This is a genomic window from Occultella aeris, assembly GCF_902703175.1.
Taxonomy (GTDB): Bacteria; Actinomycetota; Actinomycetes; order Actinomycetales; family Beutenbergiaceae; genus Occultella; species Occultella aeris.
In genome coordinates this window covers 239,062-262,008 of the sequence record NZ_CACRYJ010000017.1, presented here as the reverse complement: position 1 = coordinate 262,008, position 22,947 = coordinate 239,062, and the positions used below count along the sequence as shown (strand labels likewise).

General features: G+C 70.3%; 22 protein-coding genes. 14 read left to right on the top strand and 8 right to left on the bottom strand.

What is annotated here, in order from left to right:
- Window positions 1-27 precede the first annotated feature (27 nt).
- Window positions 28-588, bottom strand: coding sequence for a TetR/AcrR family transcriptional regulator (locus HALOF300_RS06905; protein ID WP_231955110.1), 561 nt, complete (start codon window positions 586-588; stop codon window positions 28-30).
- A 126-nt stretch (window positions 589-714) separates the two neighbouring features.
- Between HALOF300_RS06905 and HALOF300_RS06900 the strand changes: the two genes are divergently transcribed.
- The 8 genes from HALOF300_RS06900 (at window position 715) to HALOF300_RS06865 (ending at window position 9,731) form a co-directional block, all read left to right on the top strand.
- A complete protein-coding gene (locus HALOF300_RS06900; protein ID WP_156740202.1) occupies window positions 715-2,565 on the top strand; it encodes an ABC transporter ATP-binding protein in 1,851 nt (616 codons plus the stop codon).
- Window positions 2,566-2,630: 65 nt separating this feature from the next.
- A complete protein-coding gene (locus tag HALOF300_RS06895) occupies window positions 2,631-3,320 on the top strand; it encodes a ZIP family metal transporter (protein ID WP_156740201.1) in 690 nt (229 codons plus the stop codon).
- A 103-nt stretch (window positions 3,321-3,423) separates the two neighbouring features.
- A complete protein-coding gene (locus tag HALOF300_RS06890; RefSeq protein WP_156740200.1) occupies window positions 3,424-4,515 on the top strand; it encodes a LacI family DNA-binding transcriptional regulator in 1,092 nt (363 codons plus the stop codon).
- A gap of 134 nt (window positions 4,516-4,649) precedes the next feature.
- Window positions 4,650-5,888, top strand: coding sequence for a sugar ABC transporter substrate-binding protein (locus tag HALOF300_RS06885; RefSeq protein WP_156740199.1), 1,239 nt, complete (start codon window positions 4,650-4,652; stop codon window positions 5,886-5,888).
- Window positions 5,889-5,892: 4 nt separating this feature from the next.
- Window positions 5,893-6,852 (top strand): carbohydrate ABC transporter permease, encoded by a 960-nt coding sequence (locus HALOF300_RS06880; protein ID WP_156740198.1) that lies wholly within the window; start codon window positions 5,893-5,895, stop codon window positions 6,850-6,852.
- A 14-nt stretch (window positions 6,853-6,866) separates the two neighbouring features.
- Window positions 6,867-7,748: a carbohydrate ABC transporter permease gene (locus HALOF300_RS06875; protein ID WP_156740197.1), complete on the top strand. Its 882-nt coding sequence runs from the start codon at window positions 6,867-6,869 to the stop codon at window positions 7,746-7,748.
- 31 nt (window positions 7,749-7,779) lie between these two features.
- Window positions 7,780-8,601, top strand: a complete 822-nt coding sequence (locus HALOF300_RS06870; protein WP_156740196.1) for a ThuA domain-containing protein — start codon at window positions 7,780-7,782, stop codon at window positions 8,599-8,601.
- A complete protein-coding gene (locus tag HALOF300_RS06865) occupies window positions 8,598-9,731 on the top strand; it encodes a Gfo/Idh/MocA family protein (RefSeq protein ID WP_231955109.1) in 1,134 nt (377 codons plus the stop codon). The genes HALOF300_RS06870 and HALOF300_RS06865 overlap by 4 nt, the downstream gene beginning before the upstream one ends.
- Here HALOF300_RS06865 and HALOF300_RS06860 read toward each other — a convergent pair.
- The 5 genes from HALOF300_RS06860 to HALOF300_RS06840 form a co-directional block, all read right to left on the bottom strand.
- Window positions 9,722-10,492: an ankyrin repeat domain-containing protein gene (locus HALOF300_RS06860; protein ID WP_156740194.1), complete on the bottom strand. Its 771-nt coding sequence runs from the start codon at window positions 10,490-10,492 to the stop codon at window positions 9,722-9,724. The genes HALOF300_RS06865 and HALOF300_RS06860 overlap by 10 nt on opposite strands.
- 68 nt (window positions 10,493-10,560) lie before the next feature.
- Entirely contained in the window at window positions 10,561-10,926 is a 366-nt protein-coding gene (locus HALOF300_RS06855; protein WP_156740193.1) for a hypothetical protein, read from the bottom strand.
- Window positions 10,923-11,786, bottom strand: coding sequence for a DODA-type extradiol aromatic ring-opening family dioxygenase (locus HALOF300_RS06850; RefSeq protein ID WP_156740192.1), 864 nt, complete (start codon window positions 11,784-11,786; stop codon window positions 10,923-10,925). The genes HALOF300_RS06855 and HALOF300_RS06850 overlap by 4 nt, the downstream gene beginning before the upstream one ends.
- A gap of 39 nt (window positions 11,787-11,825) precedes the next feature.
- Window positions 11,826-12,632 (bottom strand): citryl-CoA lyase, encoded by an 807-nt coding sequence (locus HALOF300_RS06845; protein WP_156740191.1) that lies wholly within the window; start codon window positions 12,630-12,632, stop codon window positions 11,826-11,828.
- Window positions 12,629-13,789, bottom strand: a complete 1,161-nt coding sequence (locus tag HALOF300_RS06840) for a CaiB/BaiF CoA transferase family protein (protein WP_156740190.1) — start codon at window positions 13,787-13,789, stop codon at window positions 12,629-12,631. Before HALOF300_RS06840 ends, HALOF300_RS06845 begins: the two co-directional genes overlap by 4 nt.
- A 201-nt stretch (window positions 13,790-13,990) precedes the next feature.
- On the opposite strand from HALOF300_RS06840, the gene HALOF300_RS06835 reads away from it, so the two are divergent.
- A complete protein-coding gene (locus HALOF300_RS06835) occupies window positions 13,991-14,788 on the top strand; it encodes an IclR family transcriptional regulator domain-containing protein (RefSeq protein ID WP_156740189.1) in 798 nt (265 codons plus the stop codon).
- A 35-nt stretch (window positions 14,789-14,823) separates the two neighbouring features.
- Here the strand turns inward: HALOF300_RS06835 and HALOF300_RS06830 are convergent, their stop codons facing one another.
- Window positions 14,824-15,801, bottom strand: a complete 978-nt coding sequence (locus HALOF300_RS06830) for a quinone oxidoreductase family protein (protein ID WP_156740188.1) — start codon at window positions 15,799-15,801, stop codon at window positions 14,824-14,826.
- A gap of 111 nt (window positions 15,802-15,912) precedes the next feature.
- On the opposite strand from HALOF300_RS06830, the gene HALOF300_RS06825 reads away from it, so the two are divergent.
- Window positions 15,913-17,364, top strand: coding sequence for an amidohydrolase family protein (locus HALOF300_RS06825; protein WP_156740187.1), 1,452 nt, complete (start codon window positions 15,913-15,915; stop codon window positions 17,362-17,364).
- Window positions 17,365-17,430: 66 nt separating this feature from the next.
- On the opposite strand, the gene HALOF300_RS06820 is transcribed toward HALOF300_RS06825, so the two are convergent.
- Window positions 17,431-18,081, bottom strand: a complete 651-nt coding sequence (locus HALOF300_RS06820; RefSeq protein WP_154796494.1) for a GntR family transcriptional regulator — start codon at window positions 18,079-18,081, stop codon at window positions 17,431-17,433.
- Window positions 18,082-18,458: 377 nt separating this feature from the next.
- On the opposite strand from HALOF300_RS06820, the gene HALOF300_RS06815 reads away from it, so the two are divergent.
- Genes HALOF300_RS06815 through HALOF300_RS06800 form a run of 4 tightly spaced genes read left to right on the top strand, consistent with a single transcriptional unit; the run spans window position 18,459 to window position 22,930 of the window.
- Entirely contained in the window at window positions 18,459-20,186 is a 1,728-nt protein-coding gene (locus HALOF300_RS06815; RefSeq protein WP_231955108.1) for a GH39 family glycosyl hydrolase, read from the top strand.
- Complete coding sequence (locus tag HALOF300_RS06810; RefSeq protein WP_156740185.1) at window positions 20,183-21,040, top strand: aldo/keto reductase; 858 nt, start codon at window positions 20,183-20,185, stop codon at window positions 21,038-21,040. Before HALOF300_RS06815 ends, HALOF300_RS06810 begins: the two co-directional genes overlap by 4 nt.
- A 31-nt stretch (window positions 21,041-21,071) precedes the next feature.
- Window positions 21,072-22,049, top strand: a complete 978-nt coding sequence (locus HALOF300_RS06805) for a carbohydrate ABC transporter permease (RefSeq protein WP_156740184.1) — start codon at window positions 21,072-21,074, stop codon at window positions 22,047-22,049.
- Window positions 22,046-22,930 carry a carbohydrate ABC transporter permease gene (locus tag HALOF300_RS06800; protein WP_156740183.1) on the top strand — a complete coding sequence of 295 codons (885 nt, stop codon included), beginning with the start codon at window positions 22,046-22,048 and terminating at the stop codon, window positions 22,928-22,930. The genes HALOF300_RS06805 and HALOF300_RS06800 overlap by 4 nt, the downstream gene beginning before the upstream one ends.
- Window positions 22,931-22,947: the final 17 nt, after the last annotated feature.

Here is a 22,947-nt window from a genome sequence, read left to right as displayed (position 1 = left end):
CCTCAGGCAGGTCGCCGGTCCTGATCCTTAACCGGACACGCTGCGCCGGAACGATCGCACCGCGAGGTCGGCCGCGACGTGCCGGGGGAGGTCGCCGGCGCTGACCTCGGCGGCCGTGTAGAGGACCGCGTAGAACAGGTTCGTGGCCCACGCGTTCGGGATGTCGGCGGCGATCGCGCCCGCGGCGCGGGCCTGGTCCAGGAGTGGGGTCAGTGCGTCGTCATAGTCGTCCGACGGCCAGTTCGGGTTCCCGTCGAACCGGTCCGGGTCGGAGTAGAGGAAGATCACCCGGTCGCCGATCTCGATCCCTGCACGCAGGTACGCCTCGAGGGCGTCCATCGGGCTGTCGTGGGGCGTGACGCTGTCCGCCACCGCCCCCAGGCGGGGCAGCGAATCGAGCAGTAGTGCGTCGACGAGGGCCTGTCGATCCGGGAAGTAGCGGTGCAGCGTCGACCGGCTGACGTCCGCGCGCTCCGCGATCGCCCCGAACGACGCCGAGTAGTCGCGCGCCCAGAGGGCCGCCGCGGCGTCCAGGATCGCAGCGCGGGTGCGGGCACGCGCGCCACGTTCGAACTGCTCCGCCGTCACGACGCCGAGGATAGGCCGTTCGATAGACATGCGCCATTTCTGTTGTCAAATGCGACATCCGTGTCGCACAATGGACCAACATTGTCCCCTTCCGGTCGAGGGTGGGGCGGCGGACGGAGGGCGGACATGACGGACACCGCGAGCGAGACTCGAGCTGCGGGAACGGAAGGGGCATCCGAACGCAGCACCCGCGAGAAGGTGCGCATCCTCTGGGGCTATGCGCGCCCGCACAAGGCGGTGATCGCCGTCGCCCTGGTCCTCGGAGCCATCGGCACGGCGGCCGAGCTCGCCACCCCACTGGTCACGAAGGCGGTGCTCGACGGGCTCGAGATGTCGGCCTCGCTGCGCACCCCGATCACGATCCTCGGCGTGCTGCTCGTGGCCGGGTCGGCCGTCGCCCTGATCCAGGGGATCATGCTCGGCACGCTCGCCGAACGGATCATCCTCGCCGCCCGCACCGGCCTGGTCAGCCACCTCCTGCGCGCCCGGGTCCCGGAGGTCACGGCACGTCCACCAGGGGAACTGGTCACGCGGGTCACCTCGGACACCCTCCTGATCCGGGAGGCGACCACGTCCAGCATCGTCAACTTCGTGAACGGGATCCTCGGCCTGGTCGGAGCGATCGTGCTGATGGCCTACCTGGATGCCGTGCTGCTCGGCGTGACGGTCGCCGTGCTGATCCTCGTCGGCATCTCGGTGGTCGCACTGATGCCCCGGCTGTCGAGAGCCCAACAGGAGGCCCAGGAGCACGTGGGTGCGCTGGGTGGTCGGCTCGAGGGGGTCATCCGAGCCCTCCGCACGGTGAAGTCCGCCCGGGCCGAGTCACGCGAGACCGACCGGATCGGCGGGCACGCCGAGGCGTCGGCGCGCAGCGGCATCCGGGCGGTCAAGCTGGAGAACATCTCCTGGACCATCACCGGCGCGGGCGTCAACCTCGCCGTGATGATGCTGCTCGGAGTGGGCGCCTGGCGCGTGTCCACGGGAGCGATCACCGTGTCCACGCTGGTCGCCTTCCTGCTCTACGTCTTCCAGCTGATGGGGCCCGTGATGCTGCTGACGATGTCGCTGACCTCTCTCCAGTCCGGCCTCGCGGCGGCCGCGCGGATCAGCGACGTCGAGGAGATGGAGCTGGAGGTGGACGACGACGGCGCCCGCCACCCTGGTGCGGACGGCGGCCCGGCCGGGGGTGCTCCGGGCGCCGAGGCGCCGGTGCTCCGGCTGCGCGACGTCACCTTCCGGTACCCGGAGGCCAGCGCCGCCGCGCTCGACGGGGTCAGCCTCGACGTGCCGCGCCGTGGGCACACCGCGATCGTGGGACCTTCGGGGGCCGGGAAGACCACGATCATGTCGCTCCTGCTCCGGTTCCTGCACCCCACGCAGGGCGGCATCGAGCTCGACGGCCGCCCGTACCGGGAGTGGACCACGGCGGAGATCCGGTCCCGGATCGCCTACGTCGAGCAGGACACCCCGATCGTGCCCGGCACGCTGCGAGAGAACATCGCCTACGCCTCGCCCGAGGCCACGGATGAGCAGGTGCGGGCCGCCGTCGACGTCCTGCGGCTGACCGAGCGCGTCGCGGCGATGCCGGACGGCCTGGACACCGAGGTCACCTCCTCGAACCTCTCCGGCGGAGAGCGGCAGCGGGTTGCCGTGGCCCGCGCCCTGGTCGCACGGCCGGAGATCCTGCTGCTCGACGAGGCGACCGCCCAGCTCGACGGGCTCACCGAGGCCGCGCTCGCCGGCGCGATCGGCGAGGTGGCCCGGACCGGAACCGTGATCACGATCGCGCACCGGCTCTCGACCGTGGTGGACGCGGACCAGATCGTCCTGCTCGAGCATGGCCGGGTGCGGGGGATCGGGCGGCACGCGGAACTGCTCGAGAGCGATGAGCTGTACCGCGAACTCGTGGCCGCGCTGCGGCTGGACGCGAGCGCCGCGCGGCCGGACGAGGACGAGCGGGTACCGGCGCTGCCCTGACCCGCATACCGGTGGCGGCCCGCGTTCAACCGCGCGGACGGGCGGTGGACGTCCTACCATCGGGCATGCTCACGGCGCTGCTGTACGGGTTGGGCACCTCTGTGCCGATGCTGATCGGTGCGGTGATCGGGTTGCGTTACGACCTGCCCACCAAGGTCCTCGCGGCGATGATGGCGTTCGGTGCGGGCACCATGATCGCGGCGGTGACCACCGAGCTGTTCCAGCCCGCGTTCGACAGCGAGGGAATGCTGATTGCCGGCTCGGCGCTCCTGGGTGGCGCGCTCGTGTACGTGCTCGCGGACCGGCTGATCGAGCGCAAGCTCGGCCCGGCCGCCCTCGGTCCGGCGCTCATGCTCGGAGCGCTCCTCGACGGCATCCCGGAGAACACCGCGCTCGGGGTCAGCCTGACCGGAGCCGGTGGGATCGTGCTGCTGGTGGCGGTCGCCGTCGGCAACGTGCCCGAGGCGATGGCGGGCGCGGCGTCGATGCGCCAGCAGCCCGGCTTCGCGCCACGGCGCGCGCTCTGGATGTGGGCGGGCACCGCGATCCTGCTGACCGTGGTCGTCGTGGCGGCGTGGGCGGTCAGTGACGTGATCTCCTCCCGCAGCATCTCGGTCGTCCAGGCGTTCGCGGGCGGCGCGACCCTCGCCGTGCTCGCCGACTCGCTGATGCCGGAGGCCTATCGCGACGGCGGATGGTGGGTCGGGCTGTCCACGGCCGTCGGGTTCCTGGTCGCCTTCGCGCTCGGCGGCTGACTGCGGGCCGGCGCATCGCCCTCTCGGCTCCGAGGCCTGGGGGTCGCTGTGCCCGCGATCGGGGTCTTGTCAGCGCCCCGTCCGTCCCGTAGCATCATCGTCGATGCGTATCGACGACGATCGTGTGGCCGAGACGACGGACCCCGGAGCGGGTCCCGTCGGCGCCGCGCCGAGCGTGCGTCGTGGCCGGCCGGCACCGACGAGCAAGGACGTCGCACGCGTCGCCGGTGTCTCGCAGAGCACGGTCTCGTACGTGATGAGCGGGAAGCGGCCGATCTCCGAGAAGACCCGCCTGATCGTGTTGGAGGCGATCGACCGACTCACCTACGAGCCGCACGCCGGGGCCCGCGCGCTTGCCGGGCATCGCACGAACGTCGTCGGCCTGGTGGTGCCGTTCCACAACCCCGAGGCGGCGAGCGGACTGATGGCCTTCGCCGAGGAGATCGCGGTGAACGCCCGCGACCACGACTACGACGTCCTGATGCTGACGGCCGCCGAAGGGCCGGCCGGGCTGGCCCGGGTGCAGCGACGCGCCATGTGCGACGCCGTGATCGTCATGGAGGTCGCGACCGACGACCCCCGAGCCGCGATGGCCCGTGAACTCGAGATGCCCGTGATCTTCATCGGCGTGCCGGATGACCACGACGGACTGCACTGCATCGACTTCGACTTCGAGACCGGAGCGTTCCTGCTGGTCGACGCCCTGGCCGATGTCGGCTGCCGCGAGATCGCCGCGCTCGGATGGTCCGAGGAGCGTGTCGGCCTGGGCATGAACTACGTCCCCCGCTTCCGTGCCAGCGCCGAGGCGCGCGCCGCGGAGCGTGGGGTCCCGCTGCGCTGGATCAGCGCACCGCACACACGTGCCGGGGTCGACGCATTCCTCGACTCGGTGCTGGCGCCGGACGGCCGCCCCCACCCCGGGCTGCTCACGGTGCACAGTCCGCATGACCTCGGCGCGGCACTTCAGCAACGCGGTCTGGTGCCTGGGCGCGACCTCGACGTGGTGTCCCTGTGCACCGACGTCGAGGCGCAGGCTCAGCCGGTCCCGCCGACGGCGGTGTCCCCGCAGCCCAGGGACGTGTCCCGGCTCGCCATGGGGTGGCTGTTCGACCTGCTCGACAACGAGATCCCCGCCGAGTTGCGACTCGTGGAAGCACGCCTGACCACGCGCGGCTCAGTCCGTCCGCTCGGCTAGCGCCGGCCGCGACATCCTGCCCGACGACAACGACACATCCGATTCAAAATCGATACGTATCGACTGCCGGGCCCGATCCCGACGATCGGTCCGGTTCAGCCCACGAGGACGTGGGCCCGACAGAGAGGAACGAGATGACCAGGTTCTCCAGATCCCGAGGTGCGATCGCAGCGGCGGCCACGGTGCCGCTGATGTTCGCGGCCGCGTGCAGCGGTGGTGGCGGTGGTGGTGGCGGCGATGGTGACGGTGGCGAGGTCACCGAGCTGCACGTCCTCGACTACTACAACAACGACCCGAACAAGACCGTCTGGCAGGGGGTCCTCGACGCCTGCGCCGCCGAGGTCGGCGTGGAACTGAACCGCGAGTCGGTGCCTGGCGGCGACCTCATCGCCAAGGTGCTGCAGATGAGTTCCTCGCGCACCCTGCCGGACGTCCTCATGCTCGACAACCCCGACGTCCAGCAGATCGCTGAGAGTGGCGCCCTGGCCCCGCTGTCCGAGTTCGATCTCGACCCGGGCGGCATCGCCGAGGGCGTGCTGTCCGCCTCCACCTACGAGGACGAGCTGTACGCGCTGCAGCCGGTGACCAACACGATCGCCCTCTTCTACAACACCCAGGTCCTGGCGGACGCCGGGATCGAACCGCCCGGCACGTGGGAGGAGCTCGAGACCGCGGCCGCTGCGCTGACCCAAGGGGACCAGTACGGCCTCGCCCTGTCGGCGATCAACACCTACGAGGGCACCTGGCAGTTCCTGCCGTTCATGTGGTCCAACGGCGGCGACGAGGCGGACATCGCGACTCCGGAGGTCGCAGGAGCACTGCAGCTGTGGAAGGACCTGCTGGACTCCGGGTCGATGTCGCAGTCGGTGGTCACCTGGTCGCAGGCGGACGTCGCGGACCAGTTCTCCAGCGGCAACGCCGCGATGATGGTCAACGGGCCCTGGAACTTCGGCACGCTCGCGGAGAACGCCGAGCTCGAGTACGGCATCGTCCCCATCCCGGCGCCGGCGGCCGGCGAGACCGTGACCTCGCCGTTCGGCGGCGAGGCCTGGGCGGTCCCGCAGACCGGCGACGACGCGCGGATGGCCGTCGCCGCCGAGTTCGTCCAGTGCCTCGTCGGGGAGGATGCGGTGGTCGACGCCGCGGTCGGGACCAACACGGTGCCGACCGACCCGTCGCTGTCCGACGCCGTCGTCGAGCAGGTCCCGAACCTCGCCTCGTTCGCCGAACAGGTCCCGGACCTGCGCGCGCGCACCGGAGAGCTCGGGCCGGAGTGGCCGACGCAGGCGACGGCCATCTACGAGGCGGTCCAGAACGCGCTCGTCGGAGGCATGAGCCCGGAGGACGCATTGGCCCAGGCGCAGAACGGCTGAGCCGGTGACCTCCACCGACGTGCGGGCCGGGTCCGGCGGGCTGGCGCCGCCGGCCCCGGCCCGGCCGGCCCGGCGCCGATCGGTCGGTCGCGGCCGACTCGTCCAGGTCGCGTTCCTGATCCCAGCTGCCGTCTATCTGGTGCTGTTCTTCGGCTACCCCGTGGTCAAGAACATCACCATGGGCTTCCAGGAGTACACGACCAGGACCTTCTACACGGGCGAAGCGCCCTGGGTCGGGTTCGCGAACTACGTCACCGCCCTGACCGACCCGGTGTTCGACCGAGCCCTGCTCAACACCGGATTGTTCACGGTCGGCTCCATCGTCGGGCAGTTCACGATCGGTCTGCTCATCGCGCTCTTCTTCCACCGGCGGTTCCAGCTGTCCGGCGTGCTGCGCTCGTTGTTGCTGCTGCCGTGGCTGGTGCCGATGATCGCCGCGTCGGCGGTCTGGCGATGGATCCTCGACACCGATCACGGGGTCCTGAACCGGACCCTCGACCTGCTGCCGTTCGTGGACGGACGTCCTGCCTGGCTGACGTCGACGACGTTGGCGTTGGTCGCCGTCATCATCGTCAACATCTGGCTCGGCATCCCCTTCAACGCGACGATCCTGTACGGCGGCCTGCAGGAGATCCCCGAGGAACTGTACGAGGCGGGCTCACTCGACGGGGCCACCGGAGCCCGCGCGTTCCGGCACATCACCTGGCCACTGCTGCGGCCGGTGGTGACGGTGGTCCTCGTGCTTGGCGTCGTGTACACCCTGAAGGTGCTCGACGTCATCCTGGGTCTGACGAACGGAGGGCCCGCCAACGCGACCCAGACGATCGCGACGTTCTCGTACCACATGTCGTTCCGCGAGTTCGACTTCGGGGTGGGCGCCGCCCTGGGCAACATCCTGGTGCTGATCTCGCTCGCATTCGCGATCGTCTACCTGCGCCTCAACCGGCGCGCGATCGACGAGTAGAGGCTGGAGGTCTCATGAGTGCCGCAGTTCCGATCGCCCGGCGAACCGCCGGTGGCGACGCCGCCGGTCGCCCGTCCAAGGTGCCCACCCCGCGCCGGCCCGGCCACACGATCCTCGGCGTGATCATCATCGCCGTCATGCTCTTCCCGCTCTATTGGATGCTCAACGTCTCGCTGCAGCCGGCGGGCAATGCCTCGGCGACGCCGTGGCTGCCCCTCGACCTCTCCTTCGACGGATACCGGACGGCACTGGCGGAGCAGGGCGGCAACCTGGTGACGAGCCTGGTCGTCAGCCTCGGCGCCGTGGTGTTCAGCCTGCTGATCGCGGCCCCGGCGGCGTACGCCCTGGCGCACTTCCGGTTCGGCAAGTGGGTCGTGGTGTTCCTGTTCGCGGTGCTGACCACCCAGATGGTTCCCGGCATCGTCGTCGCGAACGCCCTGTACAGCGCGTACAGCGACCTCGGGCTGCTGAACACCTACGCCGGCCTGATCCTGGCCGACTCGGCGGCAGGCATCCCGTTCTCGATCATCCTGATGCGGGCCTTCATGATGAGCATCCCAGCCTCGATCGTCGAGGCCGCCTACGTCGACGGCGCAGGCCCGGTCCGCGCGTTCGTGTCCGTCGTGCTGCCGATCAGCCGCAACGCCCTCATCACCTCGGCGCTGTTCACCTTCCTGTTCGCGTGGGGCGACTTCCTGTTCGCGCTCACGCTGACGACGTCGGAGAGCATGCGTCCGATCACGCTCGGCCTGTACAGCTACATCGGGGGCTTCGTGAGCGACTGGTCGCCGATCATGGCGACCGCCGTACTGTCCTCGCTGCCGGCCATCGCCCTGCTGGTCCTCGCCCAGCGCTACGTCGCGGCCGGGGTCACCGGCGGCGCGGTCAAGTCCTGAGTCCCCTCACCCACAACCTAGGAGTCCACACATGTCTGAACCGATCCGGGTCCTCGTCTGGGGCGAGAACCGTCACGAGCAGCTCGAACCGGCTGTCGCGCAGCGCTATCCCGACGGGATGCACGGGGCGATCGCACAGGGGATCGAGGCGAACCTCGGCAGTCGAGTCCGGGTGCGCACCACCACCCTGGACGAGCCCGAGCACGGCCTGACCGAGGAGGCGCTGGCCGACACCGACGTGCTGATCTGGTGGGGACACGCCGCGCACGGCGAGGTTGCCGACGAGGTGGTCGAGCGGGCCCACCGGCACGTGCTGGAGGGCATGGGGCTGATAGTGCTGCACTCGGGGCACTGGTCGAAACTGTTCGTGAAGCTGATGGGCACCACCTGCACGCTGCGCTGGCGTACCGAGCATGACCGCGAGCTCGTGTGGACGGTCGACGCGACGCACCCGATCGCCCAGGGCATCCCGCACCCGATGATCATCGAGGAGGACGAGATGTACGGCGAGCAGTTCGACATCCCCACCCCGGACGAGCTCATCTTCATCTCCTCGTTCAGTGGCGGCGAGGTGTTCCGGTCCGGCTGCACGTTCCGGCGCGGCCACGGCAGGATCTTCTACTTCCGCCCCGGCGACCAGGACTTCCCGACCTACTTCCACGAGGGGGTGCGCCGGGTCATCTCGAACGGCGTCGAGTGGGCGCATACGGTGCGGCCCGAGCGGAGCCTGCCGACCCTGCTGCGGTACGAGACGGAGGACTTCTACAACGGTCACGGCTACGGCGGTGCACTGAGCGCCGAAGCCACTGCCGCGGCCGAGCAGCGGGCCACCGAACCAGCGGGCGCCGAGTGAGCCCGGCGGGGCCCTCGGGGGCGCCGCTGCGGCTCGTCCAGGTCGGCGCCGGCAGCATGGGCCGGGCCTGGCTGAACGTGATCGCGGCCAATCCGGACACCGAGCTCGTCGGCCTGGTCGACCTGGACCTCGCCGGGGCGGCGGCGGCACTCGCCGCCGCCCCGGCCGGGCTCGCCGCAGGCGACGTCGTGGTGGGCACGGACCTGGTGACGGTCGCCCGCGAGGCGGGCGCGACCGCCGTCGTCGATGTCGCAGTCCCGACGGCGCACCACGCGATCACGACGGCGGCCCTGTTCACCGGGCTCGACGTGCTCGGTGAGAAGCCGGTCACCGAGACCGTCGCCGAGGCCCTCTCGCTCGTGGCGGCGACCCAGCTGACCGGGCGACGGGTCGTCGTCAGCCAGTCCCGCCGCTACCTCCGGGAGGCGTTTCAACTGCGCGAGGCCGCCCGTGCGCTCGGGACCGCGGGGACCCTCGCCGTCGACTTCTACAAGGCGCCGCACTTCGGCGGGTTCCGCGAGCGCATGCCGCAGCCGCTGATCGTCGATATGGCGATCCACCAGTTCGACCTGGCCCGGTTCCTGCTCGACGCCGACCCGGTCGCGGTCTACGCCGAGTCGTTCAACCCGCCGTGGAGCTGGTTCGACGGTGACGCCTGCGCGATCGCGACGTTCGAGATGAGTGACGGGGCGCGGTTCTCCTACAGCGGGTCCTGGTGTGCGCCCGGGCTGGAGACGTCCTGGAACGGGGACTGGCGGCTCTCGGCCGAACACGGCAGCGCGACCTGGGACGGTGACCGCCTGCCGGTGGTGGAGGGTCCGGAACCGGTCGACCTCACCGATGTGGCCGATCCCGGACGGGAACTCGTCGGGTCCCTGGCCGCGTTCGTCGCCGGCATGCGCGGTGCTCCGGTGATGTGCGAGGTCGCGGACAACGTGCTCAGCCTCGCGATGGTCGAGGCGGCGGTCGCGTCGGCGGGCACCGGGCAGCGGGTCGCGATCGACGACGTCCTCGAGCGGGCGTACGCCGACGCGCTCGCGGCCGAGCAGCGCGACGACGTCCGCAGCGCGCTGTTGTCGTGGCCATCGGTGCGCGAAGGACTCGGGAGGACGAACCGAGGTCAGGCGTAGGCCTCCGGGATGACCGGGATCCTGTTCGCCTCGAGCCACGCGATGACGTCGGCGCGCTCGCCGGCGGCCCGCTCGTTCAGCAACTCCGGGTCGTACCCGAAGTAGTGGTCCTGGAAGCTCGTGCCACTGCTGGTCAGGGCGAGCGGGTCGGCCCCGGCATCCAGCAGCACGATCAGCTGGGCGCCGCGGTTGACCCGGGCGCAGTCGTGCAGAGGCCGACTGCCGTTCGCGTCGCCGCCGTCCGGATCCGCGCCACCGTCGAGGAGCAGGCCGATGGCCAGGTCGGAGGACGTCACGCATGCCGCTCCCAGCGCGGTCACCCCCGTGATGGAGTTCTGCGCGTCCACGTCGGCCCCGGCCGCGAGCAGGATCGGGATCATCGTCTCCGACGTGGCGTCGGACGTGTTCACGTCCACGGTGTCCTCCAGCGGGGTCTTCCCGGCCCAACCGGTCAGGTCCGGGTCGGCACCGGCATCGAGGAGGGCGGCGAGCCCGTCCGCGCTCTCGACGTGGATGGCCCACTGCGCCATGGTGAGGTCCTCGGTACCTCGCGCGTCCGGATCGGCGCCGTCGGCGACCAGCCGCGTGACTTCGTCCTCGTCGCCGGCCTCGACCGCCTCGGCCAGCGCAACTTCCTCGGCCCCGGTGAAGAACTCGGTGGCGTCCGGCCCGCCGCTACCGCCGGGGAGGAGCCCGCAGCCCGCGAGCAGACCAGCGCCGAGTCCCAGGGTGGCCAGGCCGCGGGCGGCTCGCGTGGTCATGTCCGCATGCAACCACAGGACCAGCGCCCGCACGCGTGGCCGAGGGGTGGAACCTTCCGCGCGCCCGGTCAGAGACCCACCGAGGGGTACTCCTTGCCGAGCCAGTGGCTCAGCTTCCGGCCGAACTCGCGCTGGAAGGACAACGGACCCTGCTCGAGGGTGAACTCCTCGTCGTACAGCGCGATGAACAGCGTCAGGTTGAGGAAGAAGTGCGCCCCGTGCTCGAACAGCCAGACGTAGTCGTGCGCGGCCAGCGCGGCCCGCTCGGCATCGGTGAAGGACAGCACGGTGGTCTCCTCGGAGTCGTTGAGCCAACGCCCCACCTCCTGCTCCCACGCCTCGACGGTGCCGGCCGGATCGTCCTTGTACCGCTGCACCCACTTCGGGTCCCGGTCGATCGTGTAGAGGAACTTGTCCACGTAGTACGTGCTCATGCCGGGGCTCCGTTCGGGTACCAGGTCATGTACATCTCGCGGGTGTGGAAGAGGTCGAGCTCGTCGACGTAGTCCGCCTGCACGCCGTCACCCGCGATGCCCATCATCAGCAGCAGGTCCATGAACCCGTGCGTGGCATTGCCCGCGCCCGCCATCGACTCGTGCGTCACGTTCTCCAGGATCGCGTCGACGTTCCCGGTAGCGAGCCACTCGATCGCGTTCCGGTCGAACTCCGGGTCCGGGCCGTGCTCACCGAACTGGCGCGGTCCGCCGAGCTCGAGCGACAGGTGCCCGGTGCCGATCGCCGCCACGCGCAGGTCCGAGGGATAGGCGTCGATGACCTCCCGGATCGCCCGGCCGACCTGCCAGAACCGCTTCGGCGACGGCAGTGGCGGCGCGAAGATGTTCGTGTAGATCGGCACCACCGGCAGGTCCGCCTCGGGCCGCACTGTGATGATCGGGCAGATGATCGAATGGTCGAGTTTCAGCTCGTGCGAGAACGAGAAGTCGAAGTCCCGCTCGAGCAGACCCTCGTGCAGGTACCGGGAGAGCTCGACGTCGCCGTCGAGGACGTACTTGGGCAGCCCGAACTCGCGCTCCTCGTTGTAGAACGTGGCGTCGTAGCGTTCCGCCCGCCCGATCAGGAACTGCGGGTAGTTGTCGAGGAAGAACTGGTGGAAGTGGTCGGCGCCGACCATGACCAACACGTCCGGCCGGGCCGCGGTGAGGGTCTCCCGGTAGGCCTCCACCTTGCGCTGCCACTCCGCGGCGAACGGAGGCCGCTCCTGCGGAGGTGACGTGGTGGCCTGGTAGTAGAAGGGGTGGTGCGTGCTGGCCAGCACGGCGGTGAGCTGGGCCACTTCGGGCTCCTTCGTGGGTCGACGGCGGTGGCGGGTCGGTCAGGGTACGTCCGGCTCGAGCGGGGGTACGTAGACGGCGTTGCGGTCGACCGCCGCGTAGATGGCCGGGGCGATCGGGTTGCGGCGCTCCTCGGCGATCTGGCCCAGCAGGCCGGCGGTGCGGGCAAGGAGCGCGAAGCCGCGGAGCATCTCCACGGGCAGGCCGAGATCGGCCAGCGCGGCCCCGCACACCCCGGCACCGTTGAGGGGCAGGGCTCGTCCGAGCACCGGCTCGCTCATCCGGCCGAGCGCCTCGAACAGGCGCAGGTGCGGACCGTGCAGTCCTTCCTCGTCGGCGATCGCGATCAGCCGTGGCGTGCGGGGGTCGCCCTGTTTGTGCACCGGGTGCCCGAGACCCGGGACCTTCGCGCCGGCGGCCCGCTGCGCCCGGAGGGCGGTCGCCGCGAGCTCGTCCCAGCCGGCCTCGGTGTCCGGCAGCGGTTGCGCGGCCTCGGTGAGGATCTGCGCCAGGAAGATCCCGGTGTCCTCGGTGACGCCGAGATACCTCGATCCGCCGCCGAGGATCCCGGCGGCCACCGCCCCCTGCAGCGCACCGGGCGCGCTCAGGTCGGTCAGCCGGGCGGCGATCGCCGTGGGGGTGAAGCCGTGGTCGGTGAGCGCGACCAGGACCGACTCGAACACCCGGACCTCCCCGGCGCTCGGGCGGCGCATCGCCACCAGCCAGAACGCGAGCTCGCCGAACCCGACGGTGCCCATCAGGTCCTCGGCAAGATCGTGGCCGAGCAGATGGATCTCGGTGGCACTCGACGTGCCGAGCGACGTGGGGTAGCGGGGCTGGTCGGTCACCGGTGCTCCTCGGCCAGCCACGCGCGGATCTCGTCGGTGTGCTCCCCGAGCCCCGGAGGGGCGAGGTCGTAGCGCGGAGACGTTCCGGAGTAGGTGAGCGGATGACGGACCCCGGGGACGCCGTCGGGCCCCACGGCCACCTCGGGCTCCAGCCCGAGCCGGCGCGCGTACTCGACTCCCTGCGCGATCGTGTTGATCGGCCCGCAGGCCACCCCGACGGCGTTCAGAGCCTCGAACCAGACCTCCGCCGGCTGGGTGCGGAGCCGCTCGACGAGCAGGGGCCGAAGCTCTTCGCGGCGCTCGGTGCGGCCGGCGTTCTCGGCGAACCGCGGGTCGGCGGCGACCTCGGGGATGCCGAGCACCTCGCACAGCCGCCGGAACTGGGTGTCGTTGCCGGCCGTGATGATGAGGTCGTCGTCAGCGGTGGGCAGCGGCTCGTAGGGGAACAGGCTCGGGTGGGCGTTGCCCATCCGCATCGGGGTGACGCCGCCACCGACGTAGGCCATCGTCTGGTTCACCAGCCCGCTCATCGCGGACGCCATCAGGCTCGCCTCGATGTGCTGGCCCTGCCCGGTGCGCTCGCGGTGTCGCACGGCGGCCAGGATGCCGATGGTCGAGTGCAGCCCGGCCATGACGTCGAAGACGCTGATCCCGGCCCGGTACGGCTGGCCGTCGGCGTCCCCGGTCAGGCTCATCAGTCCGGACATCGCCTGCACGATCAGGTCGTAACCCGGCAGCGTGGCGCCTTCGCCGGAGCCGAACCCACTGATCGAGGAGTAGATGATCGCGGGGTTGGCCGTGCTGACGGAGTCGTAGTCGAGCCCGAACTTCGCGAGGCCCCCGGGTTTGAAGTTCTCCACGAGCACGTCCGCGCGGCGCGCCAGCTCCTGCGCCGCGGCAAGGTCCGTCCCGTTCTTGAAGTCCAGCACGATCGAGCGCTTGTTCCGGTTGATCGAGGCGTAGTAGGTGGACACGCCGTCCGGCCGGACCGGGGGGACCCAGGTGCGGGTGTCGTCGCCGCCGGGGGACTCGACCTTGATCACGTCGGCGCCCAGGTCCGCCAGCAGCATCGTCGCGTACGGGCCGGCGAGCACCCGGGAGAGGTCCGCGACGAGCAGCCCGTCCAACGGGCGGGCCGGTGTGCTCTGGGCTGGCATGGGTTCCTTCCGGGCTGGCCGACGGCGCTGTGACCGCATGGCGGACATGTGTCCGTTGACCTAGCGTCGCCCGCGCCCGGCCCGGTGTCAAGGTCGGCCGGGCCGGGTGGGTGCGCTGTCGATCCGGGGCCGGGTGGTGCAAACTGGCGCACACGCGCCGCCACCCCGTCGGCGCCGCTCGACCCGCTCCGGAAGGACGTCATGACGCAGCCGACCCGCGGCCCCGACTTCATCGAGGCGCTCGCACGCGGGCTCGACGTGCTCCGCGCCTTCGGACCCGAGCGCCCGGCGATGACGCTCAGCGAGGTCGCGAAGGCAGCCGAACTGGCCCGCCCGACGGCTCGCCGGATCCTGCTCACCCTCGCCGAGCTCGGCTACGTCCGCGCCGACGACGGGTCCTACGCCCTCACTCCGCGGGTCGTCGAACTGGGCATGGCGTACGTCGGCGCGCTCGGTCTGTGGGACGTCGCGCGCCCGCACCAGGAGGCGCTGGTGCGGCACACGCACGAATCCTCCTCGATGTCCCAGCTGGACGGGTCGGACATCGTCTACGTCACCCGGGTCGCGGTGCCGAAGCTCATCGCCCTCCGCGTCGACGTCGGCACCCGGTTCCCGGCGATGGTCACCTCCCAGGGCAAAGTGCTGCTGGCCGACCTGCCCGACGGCGACGTCGCCAAGGTCCTGAAGGTTCCGTCCCGCTCCGGCCTGCCCGTGCCGGAGTTCACCCGGGCCGCCGTGCGTGAGACGCTCGCCCAGGTCCGGGAGCAGGGGTACGCCGTCGCCGACGAGGAGCTCGCGCCCGGGGTGCGCTCGGTGGCGGTGCCGGTGCGGGACGCCTCCGGGCGGGTCGCCGCCGCGATGAACGTCACCGTGCACGCCGCCGAGACGTCCCTGGCGGCGCTGCTGGCGGAGCACCTGCCGCCGCTGCAGGAGGCCGCGGCCGCGGTCGAGGAGGACTGGGCCCGCTGGGCCGCCCGCCCGGTCACGACGATCCGCTGAGTGGCTGCGGCCCGCCATGGGTCGGGGTTCCCTCGTCAGGGGGCCAGCACGATCCGGCCGTCGCAGCGGCCCTGCGCCTGTCGCGTCCAGGCGTCGGTGACGTCGGTGAGCGGAACCAGTTCGTGGGCGACGGTGATCGCGCCGGCGACCGCGTGCTCGAGGACCTGCGCGAGGATCTCCCGTTGTCGCGCCGGGGTCAGGGCGTTGTTGGTGTACCCGAGGATCTGCGCGGACCGGCTCCGCAGTGTTGCCGAGTCGTAGACCGCCGTCGGGCCGGCGGAACTGCCGAGGTTCACCAGCCGGCCACCCTCGCCGAGGATCGACGCCGCCGCGGTACCTGGATCCCCGCAGAGCGGGTCGACCACCAGGTCCACCGGTTCGCCGCTGGCCTCGAGCAGGCGCTGCGCGAGTTCCGCGGGTGCTTCACCGCCGCGCAGCTCGACGACGGCGTCGGCGCCCGCCGCCCCGCAGCGTCCCAGGGCGCCATCCGAGCGCGCGGCCGCGACCACGCGGCCGGCCCCAAGGATGCGCGCCGCCTGGATCGCGACCTGGCCCACAACGCCACCGCCGCCGAGCACGAGCACCGTCTCGCCCGGTCTCAGCCCGCCGCGGTCCGTCAGGACCGCCCAGGCCGCCACCGCGGACAGGCCGAGCGCGGCCACCAGTGCGTCACCGGCGCCGTCGGGCAGGGGTAGCAGGCCGTCCTCGGGGGCCACGCTCAACGGCGCCATCGACCCGTCGCCGGGCGCCATGCCGGCCGAGGTGGGGAACCAGACCCGGGTACCGGCCGGCAGGGTGGAGGAGGTCACGACCTCGCCGACGCCCTGGACCCCGGGCACGTACGGGGTGGCCGGCGCGCCGAAGTAGGAGGTGCCGCTCGCGCAGACCAGGTCCAGCGGCGCGATCGCCGCGGCGTGCACCCGGATCAGGGCTTCACCCTCGCCCGGGATCGGATCGGGGTGCTCGAGCAGGCTCGGCGGCACTCCGGCCTCGGTGATCACTGCGGCGTCCATGGCGTCCTCACGGGGGTTGACATGCGTTGGGCGTCACCTATTGTGGCTCCATCGGACAAGTGTCCGCCAGGCGGATGGGTGTCCGCGGGCCTGCGACGACGGAGGTTGGAAATGAGCGAGCAAGGCGAGGAGACGTTCGACGCGGATCGCCCGATCGTGTTCCGGAACGCTCTCGTGGTCACGATGGATGACGTGCACACCGTGCTCGACGGTGCCGACCTGCTGGTTGTGGGGGAGCGGATCGAGGCGATCGGCCCGGCTCTGGAGGTGCCCGAGTCGGCCGTCGAGATCGACGCGAGTGGCGGCATCCTCATGCCCGGCATGATCGACACGCACCGGCACCTGTGGCAGACGGCGATGCGCGGCTACGGCGCCGACTGGACACTGACCCAGTACTTCGTGTGGAACTACCTCTCCTACGGCAAGCACTTCCGCCCGCAGGACATCTATGCCGGCAACCTGCTCGGTGCGATCGAGGCGATCGACGCCGGCGTGACGACAACGGTGGACTGGTCCCATGGGCTGCAGACCGTGGAGCACGGCGAGGCGGCGCTCGAGGCGCTGCAGCAGGTGGGCGGCCGCGCGGTGCTCGCCTACGGCAACATCCACGCCGGGCCCTGGGAGTGGACCGCGGCCCCCGAGTTCCGGGCGTTCGCCGAGGCGCTCCCGCGCAGTGACATGCTCGGGTTCCAGCTCGCCTTCGACGTCACCGGTGACCCCGCGTACCCCGAGGGCGCCGCGTTCGACGTGGCACGCGACCTGGACGTGGCGGTGACCACGCACGCCGGCGTCTGGGGTGCCACGAACGACGACGGGATCCGGCTCATGCACTCCCATGGGCACATGCGCCAGGGCAACGTGTACGTGCACGCGGCGACCCTCAGCGCGGACTCCTACCAGCGCATCGCCGCGACTGGCGGGTACGCGTCGGTGTCCTCCGAGAGTGAGTCCTCCTGCGGGCAGGGCTATCCCTCGAGCTGGGCCCTGCGCGCCCACGGAGTGCCGATCTCGCTGTCCATGGACACCAGCGTGTGGTGGAGCGGGGACCTGTTCTCGGCGATGCGCGCGACCTTGGCCTCCGACCGCACCCGCGAGCACTTCGAGGCCCACGCGAGCGGCGACACGGTCACCAACATCTCGCTGCGGGCGCAGGACGTCGTCGACTGGGCCACCCGAGGAGGCGCGCGTGCCCTCGGACTGGACTCCGCCGTCGGGAGCCTGGAACCGGGTAGGAAGGCGGACGTCGTGCTGATCAAGAACGACGACTCACCCGTCATGTTCCCGGTGCTGCACCCGTACGGTCACATCGCGCTCCAGGCGCAGCGCGGCGACGTGCACACGGTGGTCGTCAACGGCCGGGTGCTCAAGCACGAGCACCGGCTGCTCGGCACCGACCTCGCGAAGGCGCGCACCGCCGTCGACCAGACGATCGAGCACCTGCGCGCCACCCTCGGCGACGACGAGTGGCGCCGGGGGATGAGCCCGGAGATCCCCGAGTCGAAGGTGCTCGACAACCCCTACATGTACACCGAGTACGCGGACGACTCGACGCACCGCGCGTGAGGTGTGCGCAAGCCGCTGCGTCACTGACCCGTGCGGTGGGTCAGTGACGCAGCTAGGCCGGGACCATCACTCGGGGCGGTCCGACTCGGTCGGCAGCTCGAGCTGACGCAGGCGCGTGTAGGCGCCGCTGAGGTGGTCCTCGGCGGCGGCCCGGGCGAGGACCGGATCCCCCTGCGCGAGCGCCATCCGGAGCTCGTAGTGCTCGGGATAACCCACGGTCGGGAAATCGGGGAAGTTCACGTTCCGGGTGTGCAGGAAGAAGAACACCTGGCTGCGGATGGAGACCCACGCGCGGCTGAGCCGCTGATGGTCCGCCGCGTCGTACAACACGTCATGGAAGGCGAGGTCCAGTCGGACCGCCTCCTGCGGGGCGACGGATCCGGAGGTCTCCTTCATCGCGTCGAGCACCCGGTCCAGTTCCGCGAAGTGGGCAGGCGTCATCCGCGTCGATGCGCGTTCGGCGGCAAGGGACTCGATGGCGGCGCGAAAGGTGTGCACCTCCTCCACGTCCACCTGGGTGAGCACGCTCACGAACGCGCCCCGGTGGCGCCGGATCTCGACCTGTCCCTCGGACTCGAGGAACGCCAGGGCCTCACGCACCGGACCCCGGCTCACGTCCAGGCTCGCGGCGAGTTCCATCTCGCGCAGGTGCTGACCGGGCGCGAGCACGCCGGTGGCGATCTGCTCACGGAGAACCGCCAACACGTACTCGGCCATGGACGTCCGGGGCGGAGAGTTCCCGGTGCCGATCACCGGACGCCCCCCAGGCGAACGGTAGCCGATACCTCGGCCGTCGAACCTGGTCCCGGTCCCGCCGTGGTGCCGCCGTGGCGGCCGGCCCGTTCCATCCGAAGAGGCCCGACGGGCCTGCAGATCATGCGCATGTTTCCCCTCAATCTCCGCCGCTACGTCGCGCTGCTGTCTACGAACGGTAGCGCCTGAATCGCCTCGGTGTGGAGCAGTCTAGCCGCTTGAAGATCATTGACAATCGTGATTGAAGATCATTGACAATCTGAGAACGGGCGGTCTAGCCTCGCCGGAGGTCGCCAGGGACGGTGGCCGCGATGACCCCCCGAGAGAGGCAGAGTCCGGACGTGAGCTTCACCGCTGAAGTCAACCCAGGTGTGGGACTGGACAAGAGTTCCTTCCCGCACGCCGCGCCCAGCGACCCGAATGCGCCGCACGTCCGTGCGGCCGAGGTGACAATCGACGCCGCCGTGGACCGCGGCGCGCTCGCCCGGATCTGGGAGAGCATCGGATACGACGAGATCAACTGGACCTACACCGCCACGGGGCGCTCCCTGCTCGGCCGGTTCGGTGAGCTGAGCGACAAGGGCTTCCACGTGCGCCCGCACTACGTGTTCTGCTCGGGCACCGGCTTCGGGATCCCGCACTGGGGCACCGGCAACGTGTTCCACCTCGACGCCGACGGAAACCCGTTCTACGACTTCACCATCGCCGACCAGGTCTACGACGCCATCGTCGAGTCCGGCAACCACGTGCTCGTCGAGCTCGCCTTCACGCCGCGCGATCTGGTGCCCGATCACGCCGCCGAGCTCGAGGTGGTGCCCAGTCCCACCGTCTACAGCAACTACGAGGCCGGCGCCTGGGGCTACCCGCCCAAGGACTACGCCGCCTGGGGCGACCTGATCGCCGCGCACGCCCAGCACTGCCTGGACCGCTATGGCGCCGACGAGGTCGACACCTGGCTCTGGGAGCTGTGGAACGAGCCGGACATCTTCTACTGGCGTGGCACCCCCGAGGAGTTCTACGAGCTCTACTCGGTGACGGCGGCCGCGGTCCGGCGCGTGCTTCCCACGGCGAAGGTCGGCGGCCCGGCTGTCACCGGGTCCGGCGCCGAGTTCCTACGCGGCTTCCTCACCCACACCAGCGCCCGCAAGGACCCGCTCGACTTCGTCTCCTTCCACACCAAGGGCTCCGCGTTCCGCCCGTGGCGCGTCTACGGGCCCACCGGCGGGCCGGCGCCGGAGCAGCAGAGCCCGAGCGCACACAAGATGCTCTTCGAGATCCGCACCCTGTCCCGTGTGATCGAGGAGTTCCCCGAATACCACGGCCTGCCCGCCATCGTCGACGAGTGCGACGCCGGGGTCCCGGCCCACTACAGCGTCTATGACAACGCGAACTTCCGGTTCCAGAACACCGAGTACTACCCGGTGTTCCAGGTCAAGCTCATGAAGAAGATCCTCGACCTGAACGCCACCGAGACCGTGCAGGTCGAGCAGGCGACCTCGTGGAGCTTCTACTTCGAGGGCGAGCGCTACTTCGAGGGCACCCGCGCGTTCCTGACCGCCGGCGGAGTGGAGAAGCCGTTCCTGAACGCCTACCGGGCACTGGCCCGGCTCGGCGAGCGCCGCATCGAGGCCGGTTCGGACGTGGCCCACCCGGTCACGGCCCTGGACGACTGCGATGGCGCCAGCATGCCGGAGGAGGTCGACGTGCTCGCCTCCCGGAGCGCGGACGGCACCGTGGCCGCGCTCGTCTGGCGGCACATCGACGACCAGTACCACGCGGACGACACCGAGGCCGCTGTGAACGTGAACATCGCCGGCTTGGACGGCGCTGCCTACACGCTGCGGCACTACCGGATCGACGCCACGCACTCCAACGCCCACACGATCTGGGCGGGGCTCGGCTCACCGCAGCTGCCCACGGACGACCAGCTCGCCGCGATCAAGGCGCGCCAGGGACTCGAGGAGTTCGAGGCCGCGCACGACGTGACGCCCGTCGACGGTGCGGCGCAGGTGGCTCTCAGCCTGCCGCTGCCGTCGGTGTCGTTGCTCGTGTGGGAGCCGAAGGCATGACGACGGCGGCGCTCACCTCGTTGGATCGGCGCACCACGCTGCCGGGTGGCGTCGGGATCCCCCAGGTGGGCCTTGGCGTCTTCCAGGTGCCGACGGCGCAGGCGCAGCGGGTGGTCGAGGAGGCACTCGAGGTCGGGTACCGCCACGTCGACACCGCGGCCGCGTACGTGAACGAGGAGGGGGTCGGCGCCGCGCTCGGGTCCGCGGGGCTGCCGCGCGAGGAGGTGTTCGTCACCTCGAAACTCCGGAACGGGGACCAGGGCTATGAGCGTGCCCTGCGAGCCTATGACGACACCCTCGCCCGGCTCGGCCTGGAGACCCTCGACCTGTACCTGATCCACTGGCCGAACCCGGCCGCCGGGCTGTGGCAGGAGAGCTGGCGGGCGCTCGAGCGGATCCTGGACGAGGGGCGGGTCCGCGCGATCGGCGTCTCGAACTTCATGGTCGAGCACCTGCGCGAGCTCCTCGGCCGAGCCGAGCATGTGCCGGCCGTGAACCAGATCGAGATCCATCCGAGCTTCGCCCAGCCGGACCTTGCCGACTTCTGCGCCGAGCACGCGATCACCGTGCAGGCCTACTCCCCGCTCGGCCAGGGCGCCGATCTCTCCGCCCCCACTGTCACCGCGATCGCGGACCGGCTCGGTGTCACCGCCGCCCAGGTGGTGCTCCGCTGGCACCTGGACCAGGGCCGGGTGGTGATCCCGAAGACCACGTCCCGAGCGCGGATGGTCTCCAACGCCGACCTCGACGGCACCGACCTCACCGCAGACGACCTGGCGGGCCTGGACGCCCTGGAGACGGGGGTGCGGATCGGCAACGACCCGCGCACCTTCGCACTCAGCCAGATCCGCTGACCCCGACCCGACACCCGATGGAGCGTGTTCGATGGCGACACAAGTGATACCGGTGGTGACCCCCCGCACCGACCGGGCGGCCGGCACCACGCCCCCCAGCCCTGCCCGACGCCGGCGCAACCGCAAGCGGAATCTGTGGATCTACGCGTTCCTGATGCCGACCTTCATCCTCTACGGCCTCTACACGATCTATCCGATCATCGCGAGCTACTGGTACTCGCTCGTCGAATGGAACGGGTTCTCCGCCGAGCAGCGGTTCGTCGGGATCAGCAACTACCAGGCCGTCATGTCGGACCCGCTGTTCTGGTCCTCGGTGCGGATCACCCTGGTGTTCATGCTCCTGGTGGCTCCCCTGCGGGTCTTCGGTGCGTTCTTCCTGGCGATCCTGCTGAACTCTCCTCGAATGCCGTTCAGCAAGTTCTTCCGGACGGTCTACTTCATTCCGGTGGTCACGACCACGGCGATCGTCGGAGTCGTCATGCGGTTTGTGCTCGATCCCGGTGCGGGGCCGGTCGCAGCCGTGCTCGGGCTGCTGGACATGCCTCCGGTGGACCTCCTCGGTAGCTCGGACTCGGCGCTGATCACGACCGCTCTGGTGTATGTCTGGAAGTTCTTCGGCATCACGCTCATCTATTGGCTGGCTGCGCTGCAGACGATTCCGCAGGACCTCTACGAGGCGGCTCGCATCGACGGGGCCGGCGGCGTGCGGATCTTCCGTTACATCACGCTGCCGATGTTGCTCCCGTTCCTGCTGATCATCTCCATCCTCACCATCGAGGACTGCTTCCACGCGTTCGACCTGATGCAGACGATGACGGCCGGGGGTCCGTTCTTCAGTACCGAGATCATCGAGATCTACATCTACAGGTGGGCGTTCGCAGCGACCATCCCGCAACTCGGCTTCGCGTCGGCCGCTGCGGTGCTGTTCGGACTGCTCGTTCTGATCGTGGCAGCCGTGCAGGCGTGGGCGACGATGGTCACCCGCCGGCCTCAGCGGGCACGGGCATGAGCGCGGCCGCCGACGTCGTGGGCGCGCCCACCCGAACCGAACGGCGACGTCCACGAGTTCGGCGCCTCGGTTGGTGGGCCGTCGCCGCCGGGCTGACCGTGCTCGGGTTCGTCTGGGTCTTCCCGTTCCTCTGGATGGTCTCGGCCTCGCTGAAGACCTCTGGTGAGGTCTTCAGCGGCGGGCTCGGCCTCATCCCGGAGACGCCGCAGTGGGAGAACTACACCCGAGCCTGGACCGATGGCCGGTTCGGGAGCTACCTGCGCAACACCATCATCGTGACCCTGGCGACGACCCTCATCGTGGTCGTGCGGTGTGCGCTGGCGGGTTACGTGATCGGTCGGTACCGGTTCCCGGGATCCCGGCTGATCATCGGGATCTTCGTCGCCACCCTGTTCGTGCCGACCGGCTACACGATCATCCCGATCGTCAAGGTGTCACTGGAACTCGGACTCCTGAACTCGCTCGCGGGCATGATCCTGGCGCTCGGAGGCGCCGCGAACGTGGCGGCGATCCTGATCTACGCAGGCTATTTCCGGGGGATGCCGGCCGAACTCGAGGAAGCCGCCATCGTCGATGGTGCCGGGTTCCTGAGGGTCTTCGGCAAGATCATGCTCCCGCTGTCCATGCCTGTGACCGCGACCGTGGCGATCCTCACGTTCCTGTCCACGTGGAACGCATTCTTCCTGCCGCTGGTCTTCTCGTTCAGCAACCCGGCGCTGCGCACGGTGAGCGTGGGTATGCAGGCGTTCGTGGGCGAGAACTCCACGGACTGGCCCGGTATGGCGGCGGCCGGCGTGATCTCGATCCTGCCGGTCGTCGTCCTCTTCATCTTCATGCAGAAGTACTTCGTCGAAGGCATCGCTGGTGCCGTCAAGTCCTGAAATCCCCCCGAATCACC